General features: G+C 64.6%; 21 protein-coding genes. 11 read left to right on the forward strand and 10 right to left on the reverse strand.

Annotated elements, in window-relative coordinates; genetic code table 11:
• Nucleotides 1-340: 340 nt before the first annotated feature.
• Nucleotides 341-1,924, reverse strand: a complete 1,584-nt coding sequence (locus AWB78_RS37520; RefSeq protein ID WP_062611778.1) for an aldehyde dehydrogenase (NADP(+)) — start codon at nucleotides 1,922-1,924, stop codon at nucleotides 341-343.
• 159 nt (nucleotides 1,925-2,083) lie between these two features.
• Here AWB78_RS37520 and AWB78_RS37525 point away from each other — a divergent pair, with 159 nt between their 5' ends.
• On the forward strand, nucleotides 2,084-3,019 hold the full coding sequence (locus tag AWB78_RS37525) for a LysR family transcriptional regulator (RefSeq protein WP_062611779.1): 936 nt from the start codon (nucleotides 2,084-2,086) through the stop codon (nucleotides 3,017-3,019).
• Nucleotides 3,020-3,022: 3 nt separating this feature from the next.
• On the opposite strand, the gene tam is transcribed toward AWB78_RS37525, so the two are convergent.
• Nucleotides 3,023-3,802, reverse strand: coding sequence for a trans-aconitate 2-methyltransferase (tam, locus tag AWB78_RS37530; protein WP_062611780.1), 780 nt, complete (start codon nucleotides 3,800-3,802; stop codon nucleotides 3,023-3,025).
• Nucleotides 3,803-3,906: 104 nt separating this feature from the next.
• On the opposite strand from tam, the gene AWB78_RS37535 reads away from it, so the two are divergent.
• On the forward strand, nucleotides 3,907-4,800 hold the full coding sequence (locus AWB78_RS37535) for a LysR family transcriptional regulator (protein WP_062611781.1): 894 nt from the start codon (nucleotides 3,907-3,909) through the stop codon (nucleotides 4,798-4,800).
• Nucleotides 4,801-5,015: 215 nt separating this feature from the next.
• The gene (locus tag AWB78_RS37540; protein WP_062611794.1) at nucleotides 5,016-6,245 is read left to right on the forward strand and encodes a sensor histidine kinase; all 1,230 of its coding nucleotides are present in this window, start codon (nucleotides 5,016-5,018) and stop codon (nucleotides 6,243-6,245) included.
• Nucleotides 6,246-6,309: 64 nt separating this feature from the next.
• Here AWB78_RS37540 and ahpF read toward each other — a convergent pair whose 3' ends face one another.
• Together ahpF and ahpC are read right to left on the reverse strand one after the other, a co-directional pair.
• Entirely contained in the window at nucleotides 6,310-7,896 is a 1,587-nt protein-coding gene (gene ahpF, locus AWB78_RS37545) for an alkyl hydroperoxide reductase subunit F (protein WP_062611782.1), read from the reverse strand.
• Between the two features lie 146 nt (nucleotides 7,897-8,042).
• Entirely contained in the window at nucleotides 8,043-8,606 is a 564-nt protein-coding gene (gene ahpC, locus AWB78_RS37550; RefSeq protein WP_062611783.1) for an alkyl hydroperoxide reductase subunit C, read from the reverse strand.
• 216 nt (nucleotides 8,607-8,822) lie between these two features.
• On the opposite strand from ahpC, the gene AWB78_RS37555 reads away from it, so the two are divergent.
• Both AWB78_RS37555 and ribA read left to right on the forward strand, forming a co-directional pair.
• On the forward strand, nucleotides 8,823-9,518 hold the full coding sequence (locus tag AWB78_RS37555) for an NADPH-dependent F420 reductase (RefSeq protein WP_198399428.1): 696 nt from the start codon (nucleotides 8,823-8,825) through the stop codon (nucleotides 9,516-9,518).
• A 161-nt stretch (nucleotides 9,519-9,679) separates the two neighbouring features.
• On the forward strand, nucleotides 9,680-10,348 hold the full coding sequence (ribA, locus tag AWB78_RS37560) for a GTP cyclohydrolase II (RefSeq protein ID WP_062611784.1): 669 nt from the start codon (nucleotides 9,680-9,682) through the stop codon (nucleotides 10,346-10,348).
• A 9-nt stretch (nucleotides 10,349-10,357) separates the two neighbouring features.
• On the opposite strand, the gene AWB78_RS37565 is transcribed toward ribA, so the two are convergent.
• From AWB78_RS37565 to AWB78_RS37580, 4 genes are all read right to left on the reverse strand, one after another.
• Entirely contained in the window at nucleotides 10,358-11,092 is a 735-nt protein-coding gene (locus AWB78_RS37565) for a 2OG-Fe(II) oxygenase (protein ID WP_062611785.1), read from the reverse strand.
• A 97-nt stretch (nucleotides 11,093-11,189) separates the two neighbouring features.
• Nucleotides 11,190-11,684: a hemerythrin domain-containing protein gene (locus tag AWB78_RS37570; protein ID WP_062611786.1), complete on the reverse strand. Its 495-nt coding sequence runs from the start codon at nucleotides 11,682-11,684 to the stop codon at nucleotides 11,190-11,192.
• A gap of 119 nt (nucleotides 11,685-11,803) precedes the next feature.
• Nucleotides 11,804-14,125, reverse strand: coding sequence for an ATP-dependent DNA helicase (locus tag AWB78_RS37575; RefSeq protein WP_062611787.1), 2,322 nt, complete (start codon nucleotides 14,123-14,125; stop codon nucleotides 11,804-11,806).
• Between the two features lie 42 nt (nucleotides 14,126-14,167).
• Nucleotides 14,168-15,568: an aminotransferase-like domain-containing protein gene (locus tag AWB78_RS37580; RefSeq protein ID WP_062611788.1), complete on the reverse strand. Its 1,401-nt coding sequence runs from the start codon at nucleotides 15,566-15,568 to the stop codon at nucleotides 14,168-14,170.
• A 155-nt stretch (nucleotides 15,569-15,723) separates the two neighbouring features.
• Here AWB78_RS37580 and AWB78_RS49445 point away from each other — a divergent pair, with 155 nt between their 5' ends.
• Genes AWB78_RS49445 through AWB78_RS37595 form a run of 4 tightly spaced genes read left to right on the forward strand, consistent with a single transcriptional unit; the run spans nucleotide 15,724 to nucleotide 18,202 of the window.
• Nucleotides 15,724-15,852 carry a hypothetical protein gene (locus AWB78_RS49445; protein ID WP_269768965.1) on the forward strand — a complete coding sequence of 43 codons (129 nt, stop codon included), beginning with the start codon at nucleotides 15,724-15,726 and terminating at the stop codon, nucleotides 15,850-15,852.
• Nucleotides 15,849-17,420 (forward strand): FAD-binding oxidoreductase, encoded by a 1,572-nt coding sequence (locus tag AWB78_RS37585; protein WP_062611789.1) that lies wholly within the window; start codon nucleotides 15,849-15,851, stop codon nucleotides 17,418-17,420. Before AWB78_RS49445 ends, AWB78_RS37585 begins: the two co-directional genes overlap by 4 nt.
• Nucleotides 17,417-17,773, forward strand: coding sequence for a hypothetical protein (locus AWB78_RS37590; protein WP_062611790.1), 357 nt, complete (start codon nucleotides 17,417-17,419; stop codon nucleotides 17,771-17,773). Before AWB78_RS37585 ends, AWB78_RS37590 begins: the two co-directional genes overlap by 4 nt.
• A gap of 54 nt (nucleotides 17,774-17,827) precedes the next feature.
• Nucleotides 17,828-18,202: a DOPA 4,5-dioxygenase family protein gene (locus AWB78_RS37595; RefSeq protein WP_062611796.1), complete on the forward strand. Its 375-nt coding sequence runs from the start codon at nucleotides 17,828-17,830 to the stop codon at nucleotides 18,200-18,202.
• Nucleotides 18,203-18,253: 51 nt separating this feature from the next.
• On the opposite strand, the gene AWB78_RS37600 is transcribed toward AWB78_RS37595, so the two are convergent.
• Complete coding sequence (locus AWB78_RS37600) at nucleotides 18,254-18,820, reverse strand: phasin family protein (RefSeq protein ID WP_062611791.1); 567 nt, start codon at nucleotides 18,818-18,820, stop codon at nucleotides 18,254-18,256.
• A 554-nt stretch (nucleotides 18,821-19,374) separates the two neighbouring features.
• Between AWB78_RS37600 and AWB78_RS37605 the strand changes: the two genes are divergently transcribed.
• Nucleotides 19,375-19,650: a helix-turn-helix domain-containing protein gene (locus tag AWB78_RS37605; RefSeq protein WP_062611792.1), complete on the forward strand. Its 276-nt coding sequence runs from the start codon at nucleotides 19,375-19,377 to the stop codon at nucleotides 19,648-19,650.
• A 57-nt stretch (nucleotides 19,651-19,707) separates the two neighbouring features.
• On the opposite strand, the gene AWB78_RS37610 is transcribed toward AWB78_RS37605, so the two are convergent.
• The gene (locus tag AWB78_RS37610) at nucleotides 19,708-20,649 is read right to left on the reverse strand and encodes a DMT family transporter (protein ID WP_062611793.1); all 942 of its coding nucleotides are present in this window, start codon (nucleotides 20,647-20,649) and stop codon (nucleotides 19,708-19,710) included.
• Between the two features lie 424 nt (nucleotides 20,650-21,073).
• Here AWB78_RS37610 and AWB78_RS37615 point away from each other — a divergent pair.
• Nucleotides 21,074-21,420 (forward strand): transposase (locus tag AWB78_RS37615; protein WP_096031908.1); only part of this gene is annotated, 347 nt, incomplete at its 3' end.

A 21,420-nucleotide genomic window follows, 5' to 3' on the forward strand; every position in this document is an offset into this window, starting at 1 on the left:
CCCAACCCTGCCTGCATGGAACTACCGCATCTACTCAACAAGCGCTGCATAGCGGGAAGTTATTTCGGTAACGATCCTTAGCCCTAAAACGACAACGGGGTATGACCGGCGGATAACCCACTGATGCCAAAGCGATTCCCGCACGGACGTGAGCGTTGCTGCGCGCCCACGCCAGTCGCGTAAATACGGATTGGGCAGGCCGGCGAAAAGTGCGTCGGATCGATACGGCATCCGAAGCATCGTTCGAAAGGAGCGCGTTTCGTCCCGTCGCACGCGTAAAAACGACGCGGGCCGCGACGCGAGAATCGCGCCGCGGCCCGTGCCGGTCCAGCCGGGAGGCTTACTTCGCCAGTTGCAGCTTGCCGTCGATGCGGCGGTTCAGGCCGAGCGGATTCTCGGTCTTGAGCGCATCGGGCAGGAGCGCGTCAGGCAGATCCTGATAGCTCACCGGGCGCAGGAAGCGGTTGATCGCGAGGCTGCCGACCGACGTCGAGCGGCCATCCGCCGTCGACGGGAACGGGCCGCCGTGAACCATCGCGTGACCGACTTCCACGCCCGTGCCGAAGCCGTTCACCAGCAGGCGGCCGGTGCGGCGCTCGAGCGCGGGCAGGACGCGGCGCGCATCGGCGTAATCGGCTTCGTCGATATGCAGCGCCGACGTCAGCTGGCCTTCCAGCGATTCGACCAGCGCGAGCATCGTGGCGAGGTCCGGGCAGCGCACGACGAGCGACGACGCACCGAAAATCTCTTCCTGCAGCGCGTGGCTCTTGCGGAACGCTTCGGCGGTGGTGACGAAGAGCGCCGACTGGCCCTGATTGTCGCCCTTGGCCTCGACGCCGCGCGCGGCCGTCGTCACGCCCGCTTCCTCGGCGGCGCGCGCCACGGCGCCCTGATACGTCTTGCAGATGCCCGGCGTGAGCATCGTCTGCGCGGCGGTTTCTTTCAGCGCCGCGGATGCCGCTTCGATGAACGTGTCGAGATCCGGACCGTCGACGGCGAGGATCAGACCCGGGTTCGTGCAGAACTGGCCCGCGCCCAGGATCAGCGACGACACGAACGCCTTCGCGATCGCTTCGCCGCGGTTCTTGAGCGCCGCCGGGAACAGCAGAACCGGGTTGATGCTGCTCATTTCCGCGTAGACGGGAATCGGCTCGGGACGTGCCGCGGCGATCTTCATGAGCGCCGTGCCGCCGCCGCGCGAGCCGGTGAAGCCCGCCGCCTTGATGCGGTTGTCCGCCACGAGACCCTGGCCGATATCACGGCCGCTGTCGAACAGCAGCGAGAACGTGCCTTCGGGCATGCCGCAATCCTTCACGGCCTTCTGCACCGCGCGGCCGACGAGTTCCGCCGTGCCCGGATGCGCCGAGTGCGCCTTGACGATGACCGGGCAACCCGCTGCGAGCGCGGACGCCGTGTCGCCGCCCGCGACCGAGAACGCGAGCGGGAAGTTGCTCGCGCCGAACACGGCGACCGGGCCGACGCCGATATGGCGCAGACGCAGATCCACGCGCGGCAGCGGCTTGCGCTCGGGCTGCGCCGGATCGATGCGCACGCCGAGGAAATCGCCGTTGCGGACCACGTCCGCGAACATGCGCAACTGGCCGACGGTGCGGCCGCGCTCGCCTTCGAGGCGCGCACGCGGCAGGCCGCTTTCGATCATGCAGCGCTCGATCAGGTCGTCGCCGATATCTAGGATGTTTTGCGCGATCGTTTCGAGAAACTTGGCGCGCGCTTCGGGCGCGGTTTCGCGATAAACGTCGAACGCGGTCCACGCGAGTGCCGCCGCGCGGTCGAGATCGGCGAGCGTCGCGCCGCCGAAAGCCGGTTCGATGGCCGCGCCGGTCGATGCGTTGACGGCCTTGATCGAGCCGTTCGAGCCGAAGACCGATTGCTGACCGATGAGCAGGTTGCCAGTGAGTTGCATGTTGTCTCGTCCTTGCTGGAAGTGATTCGCGGCGGCCAGTTGTACGATGACCGCCACCTTGCCCGACTATACGATCTCGCGCGGGCGGCTGTATAGTGAAACCTTTCCATCGCTTGATCGCTTTTTGGAATCACCCCGCGCTTTCCGGCAGGCTGAAGGATGAAGAACACGCTCGATGTACTGATGTCGCGACTGCGCATGAAGCAGCTGCAATTGCTGATCGCGCTCGACGATCACAAATCGCTGCACAAGGCATCGAGCGCGATGGCGATGACGCAATCCGCCGCGAGCAAGGCGCTCGCCGAGCTCGAATCCATGCTGGAAGCGCCGCTGTTCGAGCGCGCGAAGAGCGGGCTGATCCCCAATCCGTTCGGCCGCTGCGTCGTGCGCTACGCGCGCGTGCTCGCCGCCGACCTGAACGCGCTGTGCCAGGAAGTCGCGCAGATCCGCGCGGGCACGGGCGGGCGGCTCACGTTGGGCACGATCATGGGCGCGGTGCCGGGCGTCGTCGCGCCGATCGTCAACGAAATGCACGCGAAACATCCGGATCTCGCCATCGAGATCGTCGAGGATACGAGCGCGCGCATGTTGCCGATGCTCGACGACGGCCGCGTCGATCTCGTCATCGGCCGGTCGAGCGTGTCGGAGCAGCCGTCGAAGTATCACTATCAGCCGCTCGCGGACGAGCCGCTATGCATCGTCGTCGGGCACGGTCACGAGCGCACGGGCGCGCGCGAAGTCGGCTTCGAGGATCTCGCGCATTACCGCTGGGTGACCTACCCGAGCTATATGCCGATGAGCGCGCTGCTCGAACGCGAGCTCGACCTCGCCGGCCTGCCGATGCCCGCGAACCCCATCTCCACCGCCTCGCCGCTCATGACGGTGACGCTGCTGCAGGAAAGCGCCGAGCTCGTGTCGATCCTGCCGGCGAGCGTCGCGAAGGTGTTCGAGCGCGCCGGCATGCTGCGCATCCTGCCGGTGCGCATGAAATCGAAATCGCAGACTTACGGCATCGTCACGCGCAAGGGCGGGGCGCTGTCGCCGGCGGCGCGGCAGTTCGTGCAGATGCTGCGCGAGCACAGCAGGCCGCATTGAGTCTCAACGCGTCGCGACGATGAAAATGCGCGGGAAGGGCAGCAGCACCGTGCCGTCGTCGAGCACCGTGTACGCGGCTTTCAGCCCGGCGCGATAGCGGTCGAGATACGCGGTGGTTTCCTGCGCGTCGAGCTTCGCGAGGAACGGCCTGAGCCCGCTGCCACTGAACCATTCGATGATCGCATCGACGCCGCCCTGAAGCGGATGATGGTACGTGGTGCGCCACACGTCGACGCGCGCGCACTGCGGCTTGAGCAGCGAGTAATACCAGTCCGCGCGATAGCGGGCGGTGCGTTCCGCGCCCTTCAGCTTGTCGCGCCACGGACCGTCCGCGGCGACTTCCCGCATCAGCCGGTGCGCGGGCTCGTCGAGATTGTCGGGCATCTGCACGGCGAGCTGGCCGCCTTGCGCGAGCCTGCCGACGAGCTTCGGCATCAGCGTCTCGTGGTCGGGCACCCACTGCAGCGACGCGTTCGCGAGAATCAGATCGAACGGGCCTTCGGCATCCCACGCGGCAATGTCCGCCAGTTGAAAGTCGACGTGCGGCAGGCGCTTTTTCGCCGCGTCGATCATGTCGCGCGAGTTGTCGACGCCGGTCACGCGGGCGTCCGGCGCGCAGGCCAGAAGCGTCTCGGTCGAGTTGCCGGGGCCGCAGCCGAGATCGACCGCCGTGCGCGCAGCGGAGACTTGCGTCGCGTTCAAAAGATCGCGGACGGGGCGCGTGCGCTCAGCCTCGAACAGCGTGTATTGCCGGGCTTGCCAGTCGGCCGATGGATTCGTCATGTCGGGCTCCAGTCGATGTGCTCGTGTTGGGAACAGACGCGATTCTGGACGTCCCCGCGCCCAGCGTAAAATGAATTTATGCTGCGGATTATTTGGTTTTTCTTATGAAAATCGACACGCTGGGCGTGCAGGCGTTCGTCGCCATCGCCGATCAGGGAAGCTTCAGGGGCGCGGCCGAGCGTCTCAACATCACGCAGACGGCGATCACGCAGCGTTTGCAGAAGCTGGAGGACTTTCTCGGCGTGCCGCTGATCGAGCGCACCACGCGGTCGATGAATCTCACCGAAACCGGGCGCACGTTCCTGCCGCAAGCGCGGCGCCTGCTCGCGGAACTGTCCGCCGCGCTCGTCGAGATTCGCGAGACGGGGATGGCGCAGCGCGGCGATGTGTCGATCGCCTGCGTGCCGACCGTCGGCGTGCAGTATCTGCCGCGCGTGTTGCAGGCGTATTCCGCGCGCTATCCGCATAACCGCATCCGGATTCTGGACCACGCGTCGTCGGCGGTGGCGCAGGCGGTGCTGCATCGGGAAGTGGAGTTCGGCATCAAGATCGCGGGCGAGCATCATCCGGATCTGCATACGGAGCCACTCGTCGCGGACAGCTACGTGCTCGTCTGTCATCGCGATCATCCGCTCGCGAAGCGCAGGCGGATCGCGTGGCGCGCGCTGGCCGACCATCCGCTCATTCTCGCGGGCGACGTGAGCGGCAACCGCGCGCTGATCGATGCGGCGCTGGAGGGTAGCGGCATCGAACTGCATTCGTTCTATGAAGTGCAGCGCAGCTCGACGGCGCTCGGGCTCGTCGCGCAGCGCGTCGGCGCGGCGGTGGTGCCGGCGCTCGCGATTCAGAAGGACGCGTACCCGACGGTGCGCGCGATCGAACTCGTCGAACCGACGGTCACGCGCTCGCTCGTGCTCGTCACGCGCAAGACGGCGTCGCTGTCGCCCGCGGCGCAGGCGCTCTACGCGATGCTGATGAATTCGCGCGACGGCATCTGAAGTGAATACTGAATCCGGTGGGCGTTCCGGCCTCCCGCGAAGTCTCGGAAAATCCAGGACAAAACTCGGAATTGCAACTTCGCCGCGAGCATCGCGCCTATACTGGCGAAGCATCCGCGGGCGGTTCCGGGCGAAATCGGGAATTGCTTCCGACGGCATATCACGATCACCATGCGCGCCGCCATCCGGCGCCTTCAGCAATCGGGGGCTCGCAGATGAGCGACACGTCAGTCGGCGGCTTGAAGGGTCTCGTGGCCGCGCTGCGCGAGCAGCAAGACGCGCTCACCGAGCAATGGATGAAGCTCGTGTTCGGCGATCAGGAAGTCGAACATTCTGATCAACTCACGTATCGGCAGCTCGCGGATCATCTGCCGAGCATCTTCGACGAAATCTGCATCGTGCTCGAATCGCGCAACCTGCGCGACCAGGAAGGCGCGATCGAGCGCAATGCGCGGCAGCACGGGCAATGGCGCTGGCAGCAGGGCTATCGCGTGGACGAACTGGTGCGCGAGCTCGATCTGTTCCGTCAGGTGTTGCTGCTCGCGATCGGCGAGTACGCGGCTTCGCATGCTGACTTCTCGCGCGCTGACGAAGAGCACGCGCGCCTCATGACCGACGAAGTCGTGAGCTTCGTCACGCTGGCGTCGATTCGCGAGGCGATCGGCGAGCGCGATCGCAAGATCGACGAGTACACCGGCATGCTCGAGCGCGCGAACTACGAGCTGACGTTGAGGCAGAAGCTCATCAGCGATCTCTACGAGACGCGCATGCAGATCACGCGGCGCGTCGCGCACGACCTGCGCAATTTCCTGAACGTATTCTCGACGGCGCTGCAGCTCGCCGCGCGCTCGCCCGCGAAGCGCGACACGGCGCTCGGGCTCGCGAACCGGCAAGTCGCGGACATGGCGACGCTCGTCGACGAAATGGTCGAATATTCGAAAGTGCTCGGCGACGATTCGGTGCTGACCGTCGAACCCTTCGATCTCGTCGCTCTCTTCGACGAACTGATGCAGGCGTGCCGCGTCGCGACCGAGGCGAAGGGACTGAAGCTCATCGGTCACCTGGATCCGGCGCTCGGCGCGGTGACGTCGAATCGTCTGAAGGTGAAGCAGGTCGCGCTGAATCTGCTGTCGAACGCGATCAAGTACACGACGTCGGGGGAAATCGCGCTGTCCATCGTCGCGGTGCCCGAGGCGCGCTGGAAGCTGCACGTCGCGGACACGGGCGTCGGCATCAGCGCGGCGGATCAGGAGCGCGTGTTCGAGGAATTCGAGCGCGCCGCCGATGATGACATCCCCGGCGCGGGCCTCGGGCTCGCCATCGTCAAGGAATTGTCGCGCACGCTGGAAGGCGAGTTGCGGTTCACGTCGTCGAAAGGGCACGGCAGCGTGTTCGAAGTGACGTTCCCGATGGTGCTCGAGCCGAAGGCCCCGGAAGGCCAGTAAACGAAAAAAGGCGAACGGGTCGCCCCGTCCGCCTTCCGGTCACTACGACGCGTGAGCTGTGCGCTCAGGCCGCCGCTTCTTCTTCGACCACTGCTTCGTCTTCCACCGACGCGCGGATCAGATGATCGAACGCCGACAGCGATGCCTTCGCGCCTTCGCCGACCGCGATCACGATCTGCTTGAACGGCACCGTCGTCACGTCGCCGGCGGCGAACACGCCGGGCAGCGACGTCGCGCCCTTGGCATCGACGACGATCTCGCCGTGCTTCGACAATTCCACCGTGCCCTTCAGCCACTCGGTGTTCGGCACGAGACCGATCTGCACGAACACGCCTTCCAGCTCGACGTGATGGCTCGCGCCCGTCGCGCGGTCCGTGTACGTGAGGCCGTTGACCTTCTTGCCGTCGCCGCTGATTTCGGTGGTTTGCGCCGACGTGACGATCGTCACGTTCGACAGGCTGCGCAGCTTCTTCTGCAGCACCGCGTCGGCGCGCAGTTCGTCGCCGAACTCGATCAGCGTCACCGCCGACACGATGCCCGCGAGATCGATCGCCGCTTCCACGCCCGAATTGCCGCCGCCGACCACCGCGACGCGCTTGCCCTTGAAGAGCGGGCCGTCGCAGTGCGGGCAGTACGCCACGCCGCGGCCGCGATATTCGCGCTCGCCCGGCACGTTGATCTCACGCCAGCGCGCGCCGGTCGACAGAATCACGGTCTTCGCCTTCAGCACCGCGCCGCTCGCGAGATGGATCTCGTTGACGCGGCCCGGCACGAGCTTGTCGGCGCGCTGCACGTCCATCACGTCGACTTCATAGCTCTTCACGTGCTGTTCGAGCGCAACCGCGAACTTCGGTCCTTCGGTTTCCTGCACGGAGACGAAGTTTTCGATTGCCATCGTGTCGAGCACCTGGCCGCCGAAGCGCTCCGCGACGACGCCCGTCGCGATGCCCTTGCGCGCCGCGTAGATCGCCGCCGCCGCGCCGGCAGGACCGCCGCCGACGATCAGCACGTCGAACACCGGCTTGTTTTCCAGTTCCTTCGCGGCCCGCGCCGATGCGCCCGTGTCCAGCTTCGCGAGAATTTCCTTCACGCCCATGCGGCCCGACCCGAAGCTCTCGCCGTTGACGAACATCATCGGCACGGACATGACCTGACGCGCTTCGACTTCCTGCTGGAACAGCGCGCCGTCGATCGCGACATGTTTGATGCGCGGATTGATGATCGCCATCACGTTCAGCGCCTGCACGACTTCCGGGCAGTTCTGGCACGAGAGCGAGAAATACGTTTCGAAGGCGAAGTCGCCGTCGAGGTTGCGAATCTGCTCGATGGTGGCGTCATCCAGCTTGATCGGATGGCCGCCCGCTTGCAGCAGCGCAAGCACGAGCGACGTGAATTCATGGCCCATCGGGATGCCGGCGAAGCGGATGCCCGCGGGCTTGCCCGCCTCGCCGATGGTGAACGACGGACGGCGCACGCTGGCGTCCTCTTTCTCGACGACGCTGATCTGCGCGGACAGCGAGGCGATTTCGTCGAGCAGGCTTTTCAGCTCGCGCGACTTGTCGCCGTCGTCGAGGAAGGCGACGAGTTCGATCGGCCGGGTGACTTTTTCCAAATACGCTTTCAACTGATTCTTGAGATTGGCGTCGAGCATGGCGATGTCCGTTCCTTGACTTGGGTATTGCAGACGCGTTGCGCCGCGACGCTGCGAAAATCGCAGCGCCGGACGAACACGTTTTCTGGGGTGAACCCGCCGCTGAAACGCGGCAGGTTCGATGCAGCGCTCGTGAGGTACGAGGCTTAGATCTTGCCGATCAGGTCGAGCGACGGGGTCAGCGTTTCAGCGCCCGGCGTCCACTTGGCGGGGCACACCTGACCCGGGTTCTTGGCGATGTATTGCGCTGCCTGAACCTTGCGGAGCAGTTCGCCTGCGTCACGGCCGATACCGTTGTCGTGCACTTCGCACAGCTTGATCTCGCCTTCCGGGTTGATCACGAACGTGCCGCGCAGCGCCAGGCCTTCTTCCTCGATCAGCACGTCGAAGTTGCGCGAGATCGCGAGCGTCGGGTCGGCGAGCATCGGATACTTGATCTTCTGGATCGTGTCCGACGTGTCGTGCCATGCCTTGTGCGTGAAGTGCGTGTCGGTCGACACCGAGTAGATTTCCACGCCCAGCTTCTTGAATTCTTCGTAGCGGTCAGCCAGATCGCCCAATTCGGTCGGGCACACGAACGTGAAGTCGGCCGGGTAGAACACGAATACCGACCACTTGCCCTTCAGGCTTTCATCGGTGACGGTCACGAATTCGCCATTGTGGTAGGCGGTTGCTTTGAACGGCTTGACTTGGCTGTTGATGATGGGCATTACCAGGTTCCTTTTGGAGTGGTGTTGAAGAAGTGAGTGAACTATACAGGAAAGCTATCGTTGCTGAGAATTGGATTGATTTTATTGTCGAGATAGAGCGGGGCTATCGGCCCGATATGCCTCGTTTTCCCGCAGGCGGCACCCCGCTTGCGTCCAGCTGTGTTCCATCTTCTTAAGCAGGTGGCGGCTTACATCTGCATTTCAACCGGAGGCGGTATGAAAATCGGAATTATCGGGGCCGGGAATATCGGCTCCGTTCTGGCACTGAGATTCAGCGAGAACGGGCATGACGTGCGCATCGCCAATTCGCGCGGACCGGCGTCGCTCGCCGACATCGGGCGCGAAACCGGCGCGACGGCCGTCGAGGCGCGCGACGCGGTGAAGGGCGCGGACGTCGTCGTCGTGACGATTCCCGAGGCGAAGGTACCGAGTTTGCCGAAGGACCTGTTCGCGGGCGTGCCGGTAAGCGTCGTCGTGGTCGATACCGGCAATTACTATCCGCAGCAGCGCGACGGGCGCATCGAGGGCATCGAGAAAGGCACGCCGGAGAGCCGCTGGGTCGAGCAGCAGATCGGGCGGCCGGTCGTGAAGGCGTTCAACAATATTTACGCGGACCATTTGCGCAAGCGCGGCAAACCGTCCGGCACGGCGGGGCGCATCGCGCTGCCGGTCGCGGGCGACGACACGAAGGCGAAAGCCGTCGTGATGAAGCTCGTCGACGAGATCGGCTTCGATCCCGTCGATGCCGGCGAGATCGACGATTCGTGGCGCCAGCAGCCCGCCACGCCTGTCTACACCGGCGATTTCGATGCGGCCGGCGTGCGCGCGGCGCTCAAGCAGGCCGATCCGATCCGCAAGCCCGAATGGCGCGCGACGGACAAGAGCCCGGGCACGTTCGAGAATCCCGCGTGACGAAGCGGCGCCGATAAGCGGAACGCCCGTACGGGAAAGCGCGGGAAGCGGCGCGCGACGTGCGACAATCTGCAAACTTTCCCGATGGGCTTTACCATGACGAACCGGGCTGGCGCGCATCATCCGCTATCGTCCGGCGTCGTGGACTCGCAGATTGACCTATGAAAACCGCTTCTCCCCCGCAGGACGTGCAGGCGTCGCAACACCGCTTCGGCGAGTGCGACGAGTGCGCGGATATCGAACTCGTCGCGAACGCGACCATTCCGACCCGCTACGGCACCTTCGGCTCGTATGTTTATCGCGTGAAGCACACGAGCGTCGAGCACATCGCGTTCGTGATGGGCGACGTGAGCAACGGCGAGTCGGTGCTGACGCGCCTGCATTCCGAATGCGTGACCGGCGACGTGTTCGGCTCCTACCGCTGCGACTGCGGCGAGCAGCTCGATCTGGCATTGCGTTATATCGCCGCGGAAAGCCGCGGCATCCTGCTGTACCTGCGCGGGCATGAAGGGCGCGGCATCGGCCTCGCGAACAAGATCCGCGCGTACGCGCTGCAGGAGCAGGGGCTCGATACCGTCGATGCGAACCTGCACCTCGGCTTGCCCGACGACGCCCGCGAGTACGATTCCGCCGCCGCGATTCTGCGGTCGATGAACGTGAAGTCGGTGCGGCTGATGAGCAACAATCCGTCGAAGTTCGACACATTGCTCAAGCACGATATTCCGGTCTGCGAACGCGTCGCGCTCGCCATTCCGATGCGCGAGGAAAACGAACGCTATATCAAGACGAAGCAGGCGCGCTTCGGGCATTACTTCGACGAGAACGAATAAAACGCGCGCTCACTGCGCGTCGTGAAAAATCACGCCGAGCATATGCCGCCGCCCGGAGCGCAGGCGGCTCACGCCGTGCTTCATGTTCACGCGATACGGCCCGCGCGTGCCCTGCACCGGCCGATGATGCACCGCGAAGAACACCGCATCGCCCTGTGCCAGCGGCACGACCTCCGCGCGCGACTGCATCCTCGGGCGCTGCTCGGTCATCACGAATTCGCCGCCGGTGAAATCGCGGTCGGGCGCCGAAAGCAGAATCGCCATCTGGATCGGAAAGACGTGCTCGCCGTACAGATCCTGATGCAGACAGTTGAAATCGCCGGGGACGTAGCGTAGCAGGAGCGGCGTCGGCCGCGTCTGCCCCGCGCGATGACAGCGCTCGACGAACGCTTCATGCTCGCGCGGATAGCGCGTCTCGATGCCCATCACGTCGTTCCAGCGATTGGCGATCGGTGCGAGATGCGGATACGCGGCGCGCCGCACATCGGCGACGGCATCGGGCAGCGGATACGCGAAGTACTTGTATTCGCCGCGCCCGAAGCCGTGCCTTTCCATCACCACGCGGCTGCGAAAGATGCCGTCGCGATCGTACAGCGCGGCGAGCGCATCGCATTCGTCGCGCGAGAAGAGCGCGGGCGCCGTGGCGCAACCGAAGCTGTCCAGTTGGGCTTCGAGATCGGCCCAGTCGAGCGCGTCGATGCGTTCTGCAATGTCGTCGGCGGTCGCGCGTTCGAGCACTTTCATATCGTTTCTCCGGATCTGCGTGAATGTGCCTGCAGTGTGCGCTCGGCGCCCGACGCACGCACTCCGGGTCTTGCTGCGCAATTCGGATGAAGCGCTTTCAATGCGCCATCGCAGATTCGGTGATGCGCTCCTGCAGCGCCGTCTTGCGCGCGGCCATCGTCGCGGCCAACGCGATGAGGTCGATCTGCGTCCTGCGCACTTCGGGGAAAAGCGTCGATTCCTCTTCCTCGATGTGATGCGTCGTGTTCTCCTTCAGCACCTTGACGGTCGCATCGAAACCGTCGTCGCCGGCGCTCAGGCTCGCGAACCGTTCGATCAGCGTCTTGACGAGAAAATGCTCGACGTAAGCCTCATCCACGTCAATGCGCGCGTGCGTGTCGAGCGCCTTCTGCGCGGCGGGATACAGCATCTCTTCCTCGACGATCGTGTGGATCGTCAGCAACTCGCAGGCGCGCTGCACGAGCGTGTTCTTGCGTTCGAGATCGGCGGGTTCCGCGCGATCCAGGGCGTCGAACAACTGTTCGATGGCGCGATGATCGGCTTCGAGCATGTCGATCGCATCGATGGGGCGCGGGGTGTGGGCGGGGGACATGGTGTTTCTCCAAAGGGACGCTTTCGGCCCGGCTGGGACATCTCCGTGTCCCGAGGTGCCGAAATAGAGCAAGACGGATGCCCGCGATGCCCCTTCTTAACGGCGCGGTTTCAACCCCGCTAAATAGTCGAATCCCTCGAATCGTGCAGGTCACGTTGCCGCAGCACTTTCACCTGCCACCACGCAGGCAGGAGGCGGCGCACCTCGGCGCGCGCGAAGCGGTCGTCGATCAGAAAGAGCACGCCGCGATCGAGCGGACCGCGGATCACGCGTCCGGCCGCCTGCACGACTTTCTGCAAGCCGGGAAAAAGATACGTGTACGCGTAGCCTTCGCCGAATGCCTCGTGCATGCACGCCTTCATCTGCTGGTTGACGGGGTTCAGTTGCGGCAGTCCGAGCGTTGCCACGAAGGCGCCGATGAGCCGCGTGCCGGGCAGATCGATCGCCTCGCCGAACGCGCCGCCGAGCACCGCGAAGCCGATGCCGCGCCCGTCGGGCACGAAGCGATCGAGAAATTCGCGCTGCGCCGCCTCGCTCATCGCGCGGGACTGCTGCCAAAAGGGAATCGACGGATGCCGCGCCGCGAGCGCGGCCGCCACTTGCGCCAGATACTCGAAGCTGCTGAAGAAGCTCAGATAGTTGCCCTCGGCGCGGAAAAACTGCCCGGCGATGAGATCGGCGATGCGGTCCACCGATCGCTCGCGGTCGCGATAGCGCGTGGACAGATCGGCGATGGCGCGCACGTCGAGCTGTTCGGCGCAAAAGGGCGATTCGACGTCGATCCGCACGCTCGATGCGGGCAGACCGAGCGTATCGGCGTAAAAGTGCGCGGGCGTGAGCGTCGCGGAAAAGAGCGCGGCGCTGTGCGCGCGCGCGAATCGCGGCGCGAGATGCGGCGCGGGAATCACGTTGCGCAGGCACAGCGAGGCGTTGCGCTTCTTCGCGCTTGCGCTTGCGCCGGTGAGCGTGATGTCGAAGATCGAATGCGAGCCGAAGCGCTCCGCGATGCGCGTGAAATGCACGGCGTCGAAATAGAAGCGCAGGGTGTCGGGCGTGAAGACGTCGGGCTGCTCGCCGAGGGTTTCGGTCATCAGCGAGACGGCTTGCCCGAGCGCGGTCAGGAAGCGCGCGGGCGGCTCCGCATGAGCCGCGTATTCGATGCCCGCCGCGTTCTGTTCGCCCGCCGTCTCGCTCCAGCTGCGCGCGACGCGGCCGAGCGCCTTCTTCAGCAACGGCGGCGCGGCTCGGCGCATCGCGTTGAAGGCGGCCTGATCGAGCGTCGCGGAATACATGCCGCGCGCACGTTCGACGAGGTTGTGCGCTTCGTCGACGAGCACCGCCACGCGCCAGCGATTCGCCTCCGCGAGCGCGAAGAGCATCGCGCTCGTATCGAAGTAATAGTTGTAGTCGCCGACGATCACATCGGCCCAGCGCGAAAGCTCCTGGCTCAGATAGTACGGACAGACTTCATGCCGGCGCGCGACTTCGGCGACCGTCGCCCGATCGAGCTGCGCGTAGTCGAGCGCGGCGGCGCGCGCAGCCGCGAGGCGATCGTAGAAGCCGCGCGCGAGCGGACACGAATCGCCGTGACACGCGCGATCCGGATACTCGCAAGCCTTGTCGCGCGCGACGAGCTCGACGACACGCATGGGCGTCGCGGCGAGCGTCGTCAGCGCATCGAGCGCGAGCTGGCGGCCCGCGCTCTTCGCCGTGAGAAAGAAGATCTTGTCGAGCCGCTGGCCGGGCCACGCCTTGAGCAGCGGAAAGAGCGTGCCGACCGTCTTGCCGATGCCTGTCGGCGCCTGCGCGGCAAGGCATCGGCCGGACACCGCCGAGCGATACACCGCTTCGGCGAGCGCGCGCTGGCCGGGCCGGAAACCGGCGTGAGGGAAAGCGAGCGTTTTCAGCGCCTGATCGCGCGCCGCGCCATGCGCCAACTCCTGCTTCGCCCATGCGATGAAGCGTTCGCACTGCGCCTCGAAATGCGCGGCGAGCGCGTGGGCCGTCTGCGTTTCGACGAGCACGCTCTCCGTTTGTTCGACGATATCGAAATACACGAGCGCGATCTCGATGGTGTCGAGCCCGAGCTTGCGGCACATCAGATGCCCGTAGACGCGCGCCTGCGCCCAATGCAGATGCCGATGATTCTGCGGCATCGATTCGAGCTTGCCGCGATGCGTCTTGATCTCTTCGAGCCGGTTGAGCGCGGGATCGTAGCCATCGGCGCGGCCGCGCACGCAGAGCGGCCCGTATTCCGCCGAAAGCGATATTTCCTTCTGATATCCCGCCGCGCGCCGTCCGGTGACGGTCACGTGGCCCGCGACGCCTTCCTGCGCGCTCGGCGTCGGCGTGAAGCGCAGATCGAGATCGCCCTGTTTCGCCGTGAACTCGCACAGCGCGCGCACGGCGACGGTATAGGCGGGCTCGGATACTGTATGCATGTACAGCAGTCTAGCATGTGGGCATCGCGGCCCAGACGCGTTTCACGACGCTGCGCGCAGCAGTTCTCCGAGCGTTTTCATCGCGTTATCGATCTGCGCCGACCACGGATGGCCGAAGTTGATGCGCACGTAATTCCCGTACGCGTGACGCGCGGAGAAGATCGGCCCCGGCGTCACGTTGATGCCGTGTTCGAGGGCGCGACGGTGCAGCTGCATCGCATCGACATGCTCGGGCAGTTGCAGCCACAGGAAATAGCCGCCGTCGGGCCGCACGAACGCGACATTCGGCAGCCAGCGCGCGATCGCGCTTTCCATCGCGTCGCGTTGGGTGAGCAGCGCGCCGCGCAGCTTGCGCAGATGTTTGTCGAAGCCGCCGTGCTGCAGGTAATCCGCGATGCCCGCCTGGATCGGGATGCTGGTCGAGATGCTCGTCATCAGCTTGAGGCGCCGGATCGCGTCGGCGTAGCGGCCCGCGGCGACCCAGCCGAGCCGGTAACCCGGCGCGAGCGTCTTCGACAGCGACGCGCAATGCATCACCAGACCTTTCGTGTCGAAGGCTTTCGCGGGCGGCGGGCGATCCTGCGCGAAATGCAGTTCGCCGTAGACATCGTCTTCGATGAGCGGGACATCGTGCTTCGTGAGCAGGTCGACGAGCGCGCGCTTCTTCTCGACGGACAGCGTGACGCCCGTCGGATTCTGGAAGTTCGTCATGAACCAGCACGCGCGCACCGGATGCGTGCCGAGTGCTTCGGCGAGCGCGTCGAGATCGAGCCCTTCCCGCGAATCGACAGGAATTTCGACCGCGCGCAGGCCCAGATGCTCGACGGCCTGCAACGCCGCATAGAAGCACGGCGATTCGATCGCGACGACATCGCCCGGTTTCGTCACGGCCATGAGACAGAGCGTGAGCGCTTCCATCGCGCCGTTCGTGACGATGAGCTCCTCGACCGGCTGCGCGATCCCCATGCCGATGTACCGCAGCGCGATCTGCCGGCGCAAGGCCTCGTTGCCCGGCGGCATGTCGACCACGGTGCTCCACGGATCGAGCATGCGCGCCGCGTGCGCGAGCGACTTCGCGAGACGCGCCAGCGGAAACAGTGTCGGCGATGGAAACGCGGAGCCGAGCGGCGCGACATCCGGGCGCTTCACGGCATCCAGCACGGAGAAGACGAGGCTGCTCACGTCGATGGGCGCGGGTTCCTTGAGTGTCGCGTTCTCTTTTGGCGCGAGTGCGGCGCCGGGCGCGACGTAATAGCCGGAACGCTCGCGCGCGCGGATCAAGCCCCACTCTTCGAGCAGGTAATACGCGCGAAAGACCGTCGACTGGCCGACGCCGTATTGCGTCGTCAGATGCCGCACCGAAGGCAGGCGCGTGCCGACGGGCAGGCGGCCCGCGCGAATCTCGGCGGCCATCGTGTCGGCAAGGGCTTGGTAGCGCTTCATCGCGTGCGTGAGTGAAAGATCGCGCGAAGGCGTTGCGCGGCGCGAAATTGTCTCACACGGGTTCGCGAAGGAATATCGGTGCGCCGCGGTGCGTTTAATGGGCAAGCGGCTTAATCGCCGCGTCCGGCTCCTACGTTCCTTTCGAAGGTGATTCCATGAAGCTCGCCAGAATCGCAACAGTCGTGCTCGCATTGCTCGCCGGTCTGCTCGCGGGCTGTCAGACCGACAGCGGCGGCACGTCGTCGGGTACGTCGTCCAGCAGCGGCAGCAGCGGCGGATATTGAGCGCGCAGACGCTGCCGCCCGGATTGTCCGCGCCGCAGTTTCGCGCGGCGCTCGCGGCTTTCGCGGCGGCGCTCGGCGACGATGCGTTGCTGTCGAACGATGCCCCTTCGTATCTCGATCCGTTCGCGCCCGGCGACGCTGCCGCCCATGCACCGTCCGCCGTCGTCCTGCCGAAAGATGTCGATGGCGTACGCGCGGCCCTGGCGGTGGCGAACCGATATCGCGTGCCGCTCTGGACCGTATCCACGGGACGCAACTTCGCTTACGGCGGCGCTGCGCCACGCCTGCGCGGCTCGGTCGTGCTCGATTTGCGGCGGATGAACCGCATCATCGAGATCGATGAAACGCTGGGCCACGCGCTCGTCGAGCCGGGCGTGACGTATTACGACCTGCATCGCGCGCTCGGCATGCCGCGGCGCTTCTGGCTCGATCCGCCGGCGGCGGGCTGGGGCAGCGTGATCGGCAACACGCTCGAGCGCGGCTACGGCACGACGCCGTATGGCGACCACGCGGCCAGCCAGTGCGGCATGGAAGTGGTGCTGGCCAACGGCGATGTCGTGCGGACCGGCATGGGCGCGATGTCCGCGAGCCGCGACTGGCAAGTGTTCAAGAGCGGCTTCGGGCCGTCGTATGACGGCATGTTCATGCAGTCGAACTTCGGCGTCGTCACGAGGCTCGGCATCTGGCTCATGCCCGCGCCCGAGGGCTACATGATCTGCCGTTACGCGTTCGCGCACGAAGACGATCTCGAACGCGTCGTCGATACGCTGCGTCCGCTCCGGATGGACGGCACGATCCAAAGCAACGCGGTCATCGAAAACGCGGTGCGCTGGGCGGCGGGCGTGTCGACGCGGCGGCAATGGTTCGACGGCGAAGGCGCGATGCCCGACGACGCCATCGACACGATGGCGCGCAAGATCGGCATCGGGCGCTGGAATCTGCGCTTCTGTCTCTACGGGGCACCGTCGCTCGTGAAGGCGCGGCGCGATATCGTGCATGCGCGTTTCAAGCCGATCGCCGATGCGACGCTCTTCGAGATGCCGTACCGCGATGCATCCGTGGCACCCGAAGGCGGCGGCGATCGCGCGCAAGTCGGCATTCCGGGGCTCGAAGCGTTCAATCTGCTCAACTGGCGCGGCGGCTCGGGCGCGCATATCGATTTCTCGCCGATCTGCCCGCCGATCGGACGCGATGCCGTGAAGCAGGCGCGCATGGTGCGCGAGCGCGCCGCGCAATTCGGCTTCGATTATTACGGCGGCTTCACGGCGGGCGAACGCGCGATGCATCACATCTTCGCGGCGATTTTCGATAGCGACGATCCGAAGCAATCGCGCGATGCCGGCGCGCTGATCGAAACGCTGATCCGCGATGCGGGCGCGGCGGGCTACGGGCAATATCGCACGCATCTTTCGTATATGGACCTCGCCGCCGCGCAATACGATTTCAACGATCACGCGTTGATGCGGCTATCGAACACGATCAAGACCGCGCTCGATCCGAACGGCGTCCTGTCGCCGGGCAAGCAGGGCATCTGGCCTTCGCAGCGTTTCGACGGAGCTGCGCGATGAGCACCACACGCCGCGCGTTTCTCATTGCGACGGGTGCAACGGGATTGTTGCGGGCTACGTTCGGCGATGCGGCGCAGCCATCGGCGCGAACCTGGGTCATCGATCGAGAACTGCCGCAGAGCCGTGTCGTCGTGCGTCATGCGGCGCTGACGGGCGCGCGTATCGCATCGCTCACGGGCGATGCGGGCTGGTTGTGGATCGAGCGATTGTCGTCGTCACGGGCGATCAGCGGATTGACCCGCTTCGCCGACGCATTCGTGCTGATGCAACTGGGCGCGGAAATCGGCATGCGCGCGACGCGTCATCGCGGGTGGGAAGAGGGCGCCGTGCTCTGGACGCTCGAACGCGGCTGACATCGATTCGCTAAAATGACACGTGTCTCAATATTGCCGCGCATGGATGAAACGATGGAAGCCACGGACACGCACCCCCGCCTCATCTCGGACTGGCACGCCCACGTTTATTTCGATGCCGTGAGCCGCGACGCCGCGTGGCAACTGCGTCTCGTCATCGAGCAGGAATTCGCGAGCGAACTGGAAAGCGGCGCATTGCGGCTCGGACGGTTTCACGAGCGGCCGGTCGGACCGCATCCGATGTGGTCGTTCCAGCTCGGTTTCGGCGGCGACCTGCTCGCCCCGATGCTCGGCTGGCTCACGCTCAACCACGGCGCGCTCGATATCTTCATGCACCCGAATACCGGCAACGCGCTCGCCGATCACCGCGATTCGGCGGTGTGGATCGGCCGCTCGCATGAACTCGTGCTGCGCGGTCTGGGCGGCTAGGCACAAAAAAAGGCGGACAGCGTCCGCCTCTTTTCCCGACTTCCGGCGAGATTATTTCTTCACGCTCGCCGTTTTCGACGACACGACGCGCACGGCGGTCTGGCTCGCGATGGAGGCATCGTTTTGCGCGGCCTCGACCACTTGCTGCGCGGCCTTTCTGGCGGCTTCATAAGCCGAATTGGCGGATTCCGTCGCGGCGTCGATTGCGGATTTCCATGCCGACACGACGGCTTCGCTGCCGGCCGGCGCGTGGCTAGCGAGGCTTTCGACGAACGCCTGCACGTTGCGCTGCGATTTGCCGATCTGATCCTGCGCCGCTTCCATATAGCCGCCGCGCACGCCCGAGGCGATCTCATAGACGCTCAGCCAGTACGCCTGCACGCGTTGCGCGCTGTCCTGCAGATACTGGTTCTGAAGCGCGAAGAATTCCTGCGGATCGCGCACGGAGAGCGACCGGGCGATGAGGGTCTGATGATCGTCGAGCGCCGTCCTGACCGTGCGCACGTTCAGATCGATCAGCTTTTCGAAGCCTGCGACGGCTTGTGCCGCAAGACCGAAGGTCGTGTCGACGCCCGCCTTTTGTGACTCGATTACGTTTTCCGGTGCAAGACTGCTCATGCTCGACTCCATATGGAAGTTGCCAATTGATCACGCAATGAATTTGTGCAGTGCAGCGAATCGTCTATTTTAAGGAAAGCGCGTCGAGTGTCAATTACGTTTTCCCCGCTTGACTTTAAACCAAGCGTGAATTTATCGAAAATAATTGCGGAAAGCAGTAAATGAGCAGGCTTATTAACAGACGTATGTTTGATCACGAATCACCGTATTCGCACGATCATTTCCTTTTCGGCGTTATTCCACTGAGGGTAATAATCCCGTCCAGTCGGCCGGCAAATGGCACGGCTATGCTGCCCGTGCGGCCAGGAATACCGGCTCTTCAGCGTAAACACCTAAGCCAAATCTTACCGAATGGGTTGTTTACCCACTTGACGCATTGATGCGTGAATTGAAAGAATCTCGCACTGCAACACGCGCGACGGTCGGACGAATCCAGGCAGGCGAATTCCGGTTTTTCTGTCACTGCCTCGTCATCGTAAATCCGTACGATTCACCTCGCGCGAATGAGCCGGCGCTGAACGGCATAAAGATATAAATCGAGAGAATTGAAGAACATGGGGCGACATTCCCAAACCCTTGGCCACCTTGAACGTAGTCACGAAGACAACACCCTGCGGCGCGCCATGGCCGCACGACTCGACCGCGCCTTGCAGAAGGCCAACGTCAGTTCCGCCAAAGCCGCCGGCTGGCTCGATGTGAGCGAGCACGACGTGCAGTTCTGGCGGCGCGGCATCACGGTGCCGCCGTTTTCCGCCTTCAACCGCATCGGCAAGGCGCTGGACATCGATCCGCACTGGCTCTGCACGGGCCAGGCGCATTCGGCCAACTGACGGTCATCCCGGACGGCACGCAGCGCGTGCCGCCGCCCGCTGCGTCTTTCCGAATTGCTACGAGATTTCCGTCGATACGGCCGGCGCTGGCTTGCGTCCATGCAGAAGCACGGTGCCGATGCCGCTCGCGGCGATCACGCACATGCCGATGGCCATCCAGAGGTCGGGCACCTGTCCGAACAGCAACCAGCTGAACAGGGCCGCGAACGCGAGCTGGCCGTAGCCGAAAGGCGTCAGCACCGAGAGCGGCGCGCGGCGCATCGCCTGCAGCATGAGGCCGTGTCCGGTGGTCGCCATCGTCGCCATGAAGACGGCGAGCAGCCAGCTCCCTACGCTCACCTGCGCGAGCGCGGGCAGCGTTTGCGCCTGATCCATCCATACCAGCACGCACAGCACGATGGTCGCCACGAGCGCGGACAGGAAGTTGGTCGTGATCGCGTCGTCGACGCGCGAGAGATGGCTCGACACCACCTGAAAGCACGCGAATGTCGTCGCCGCGGCGATCGGATAGATCACGGTCCAGTTGAACTGGCTGCCGCCCGGCCGCACGACGAGCAGCATGCCGATGAAGCCGAGCGCGACCATCGCCCATTTGCTGCGCGGGACGTCGTCCTTCAGCACGAGCGCGGCGAGCAGCGTGGAGATGAGCGGGGCGAGCATCGCGAGGGACGTGGTGACCGGCAGCGGCAGGTGCCGTAGTCCCGCGAACGTGCATGCCGAATTCGTGAGCAGAAGCACCGCGCGCACGATCTGCAGTTTCACGCTGCCCGTGCGAAAGAGACCGAATGCGCCGCGCCGGACCTGCCAGACGCCCATCACGATCATCTGAAAGAGATAGCGCACCCACAGAAGCGCCAGTAGAGGGACGGCGGTGCCGATCAGCTTGATGGTGGAATCGCTTGCCGCGAAGGTTGCCGTCGTCAGGATCATGATGGCGATACCGGCGCCGGTGTTATCGGTATCAATCCGGTATCGCGCCTTGCCCTCTAAGCTTGCCATCGGGTTTCCGTGGGTTCGCCGCCGCGCACCGCGATGGCCCATTCGTTCGATCGAGTTCGATTGGCATGGCGCCCGCGTGCCTGTCGACGGCATTGAAGAAAGAACGGCTTTTACGCCGTCGCTTCAATTTTCCCGGCATAGCAGGCCGCTGGCAAGGCGACAGTAAAGTTCTTTTCCGCCGTGTTGTGCGTGGGTCACGGCGGCGTGAATGTACTAGACGGTTCGGACAATCGCGTGCTGCGCGCAGGCTGCGCCGATGATCGGTCGTGCTTTTCGCTCTTAATGGCTGTCGTGGAAATTTAAGACGCGGATTAGAGCTTTCCTATTCGTCGCTCTCTAATAGAAAGCGCTCAATTCGGCCCACGTAGAAGGCGGAGGCGATGCAACGCAGAATGTGCCCACTACTTTTTCAGTGGGCACAGATATGGAAGAACACTATTTGGAGTTTTTGCCGCTGCGTGTAGTCAGCGTGGGGGCAAATGGCAAGCGGCGCTTTGACCCGCAGGGCAAGCAGAAGCTGATCGCGGCGTGCCTGGAACCCGGCGTGTCAGTGGCGAGTATGGCGCTGAAGGCGCACGTCAGCGCAAACCAGCTGTGGCGATGGATTAAAAAGTCGCGGTCTGAGGCGCAGACCCATGGCGTGTCGATGGCCGTCGAAGCTTGCGAGTCTGGGGCTGCGGCGTTTTTGCCGGTCAAGCTCGTGGGTGACGGCGCACCGAGGCTTTTGCCGCCGCAGCTTGGCGGTTCAACTGCGTTGCCGGACTCGCAGGC

It is taken from the genome of Caballeronia calidae, assembly GCF_900044055.2.
GTDB lineage: Bacteria > Pseudomonadota > Gammaproteobacteria > Burkholderiales > Burkholderiaceae > Caballeronia > Caballeronia calidae.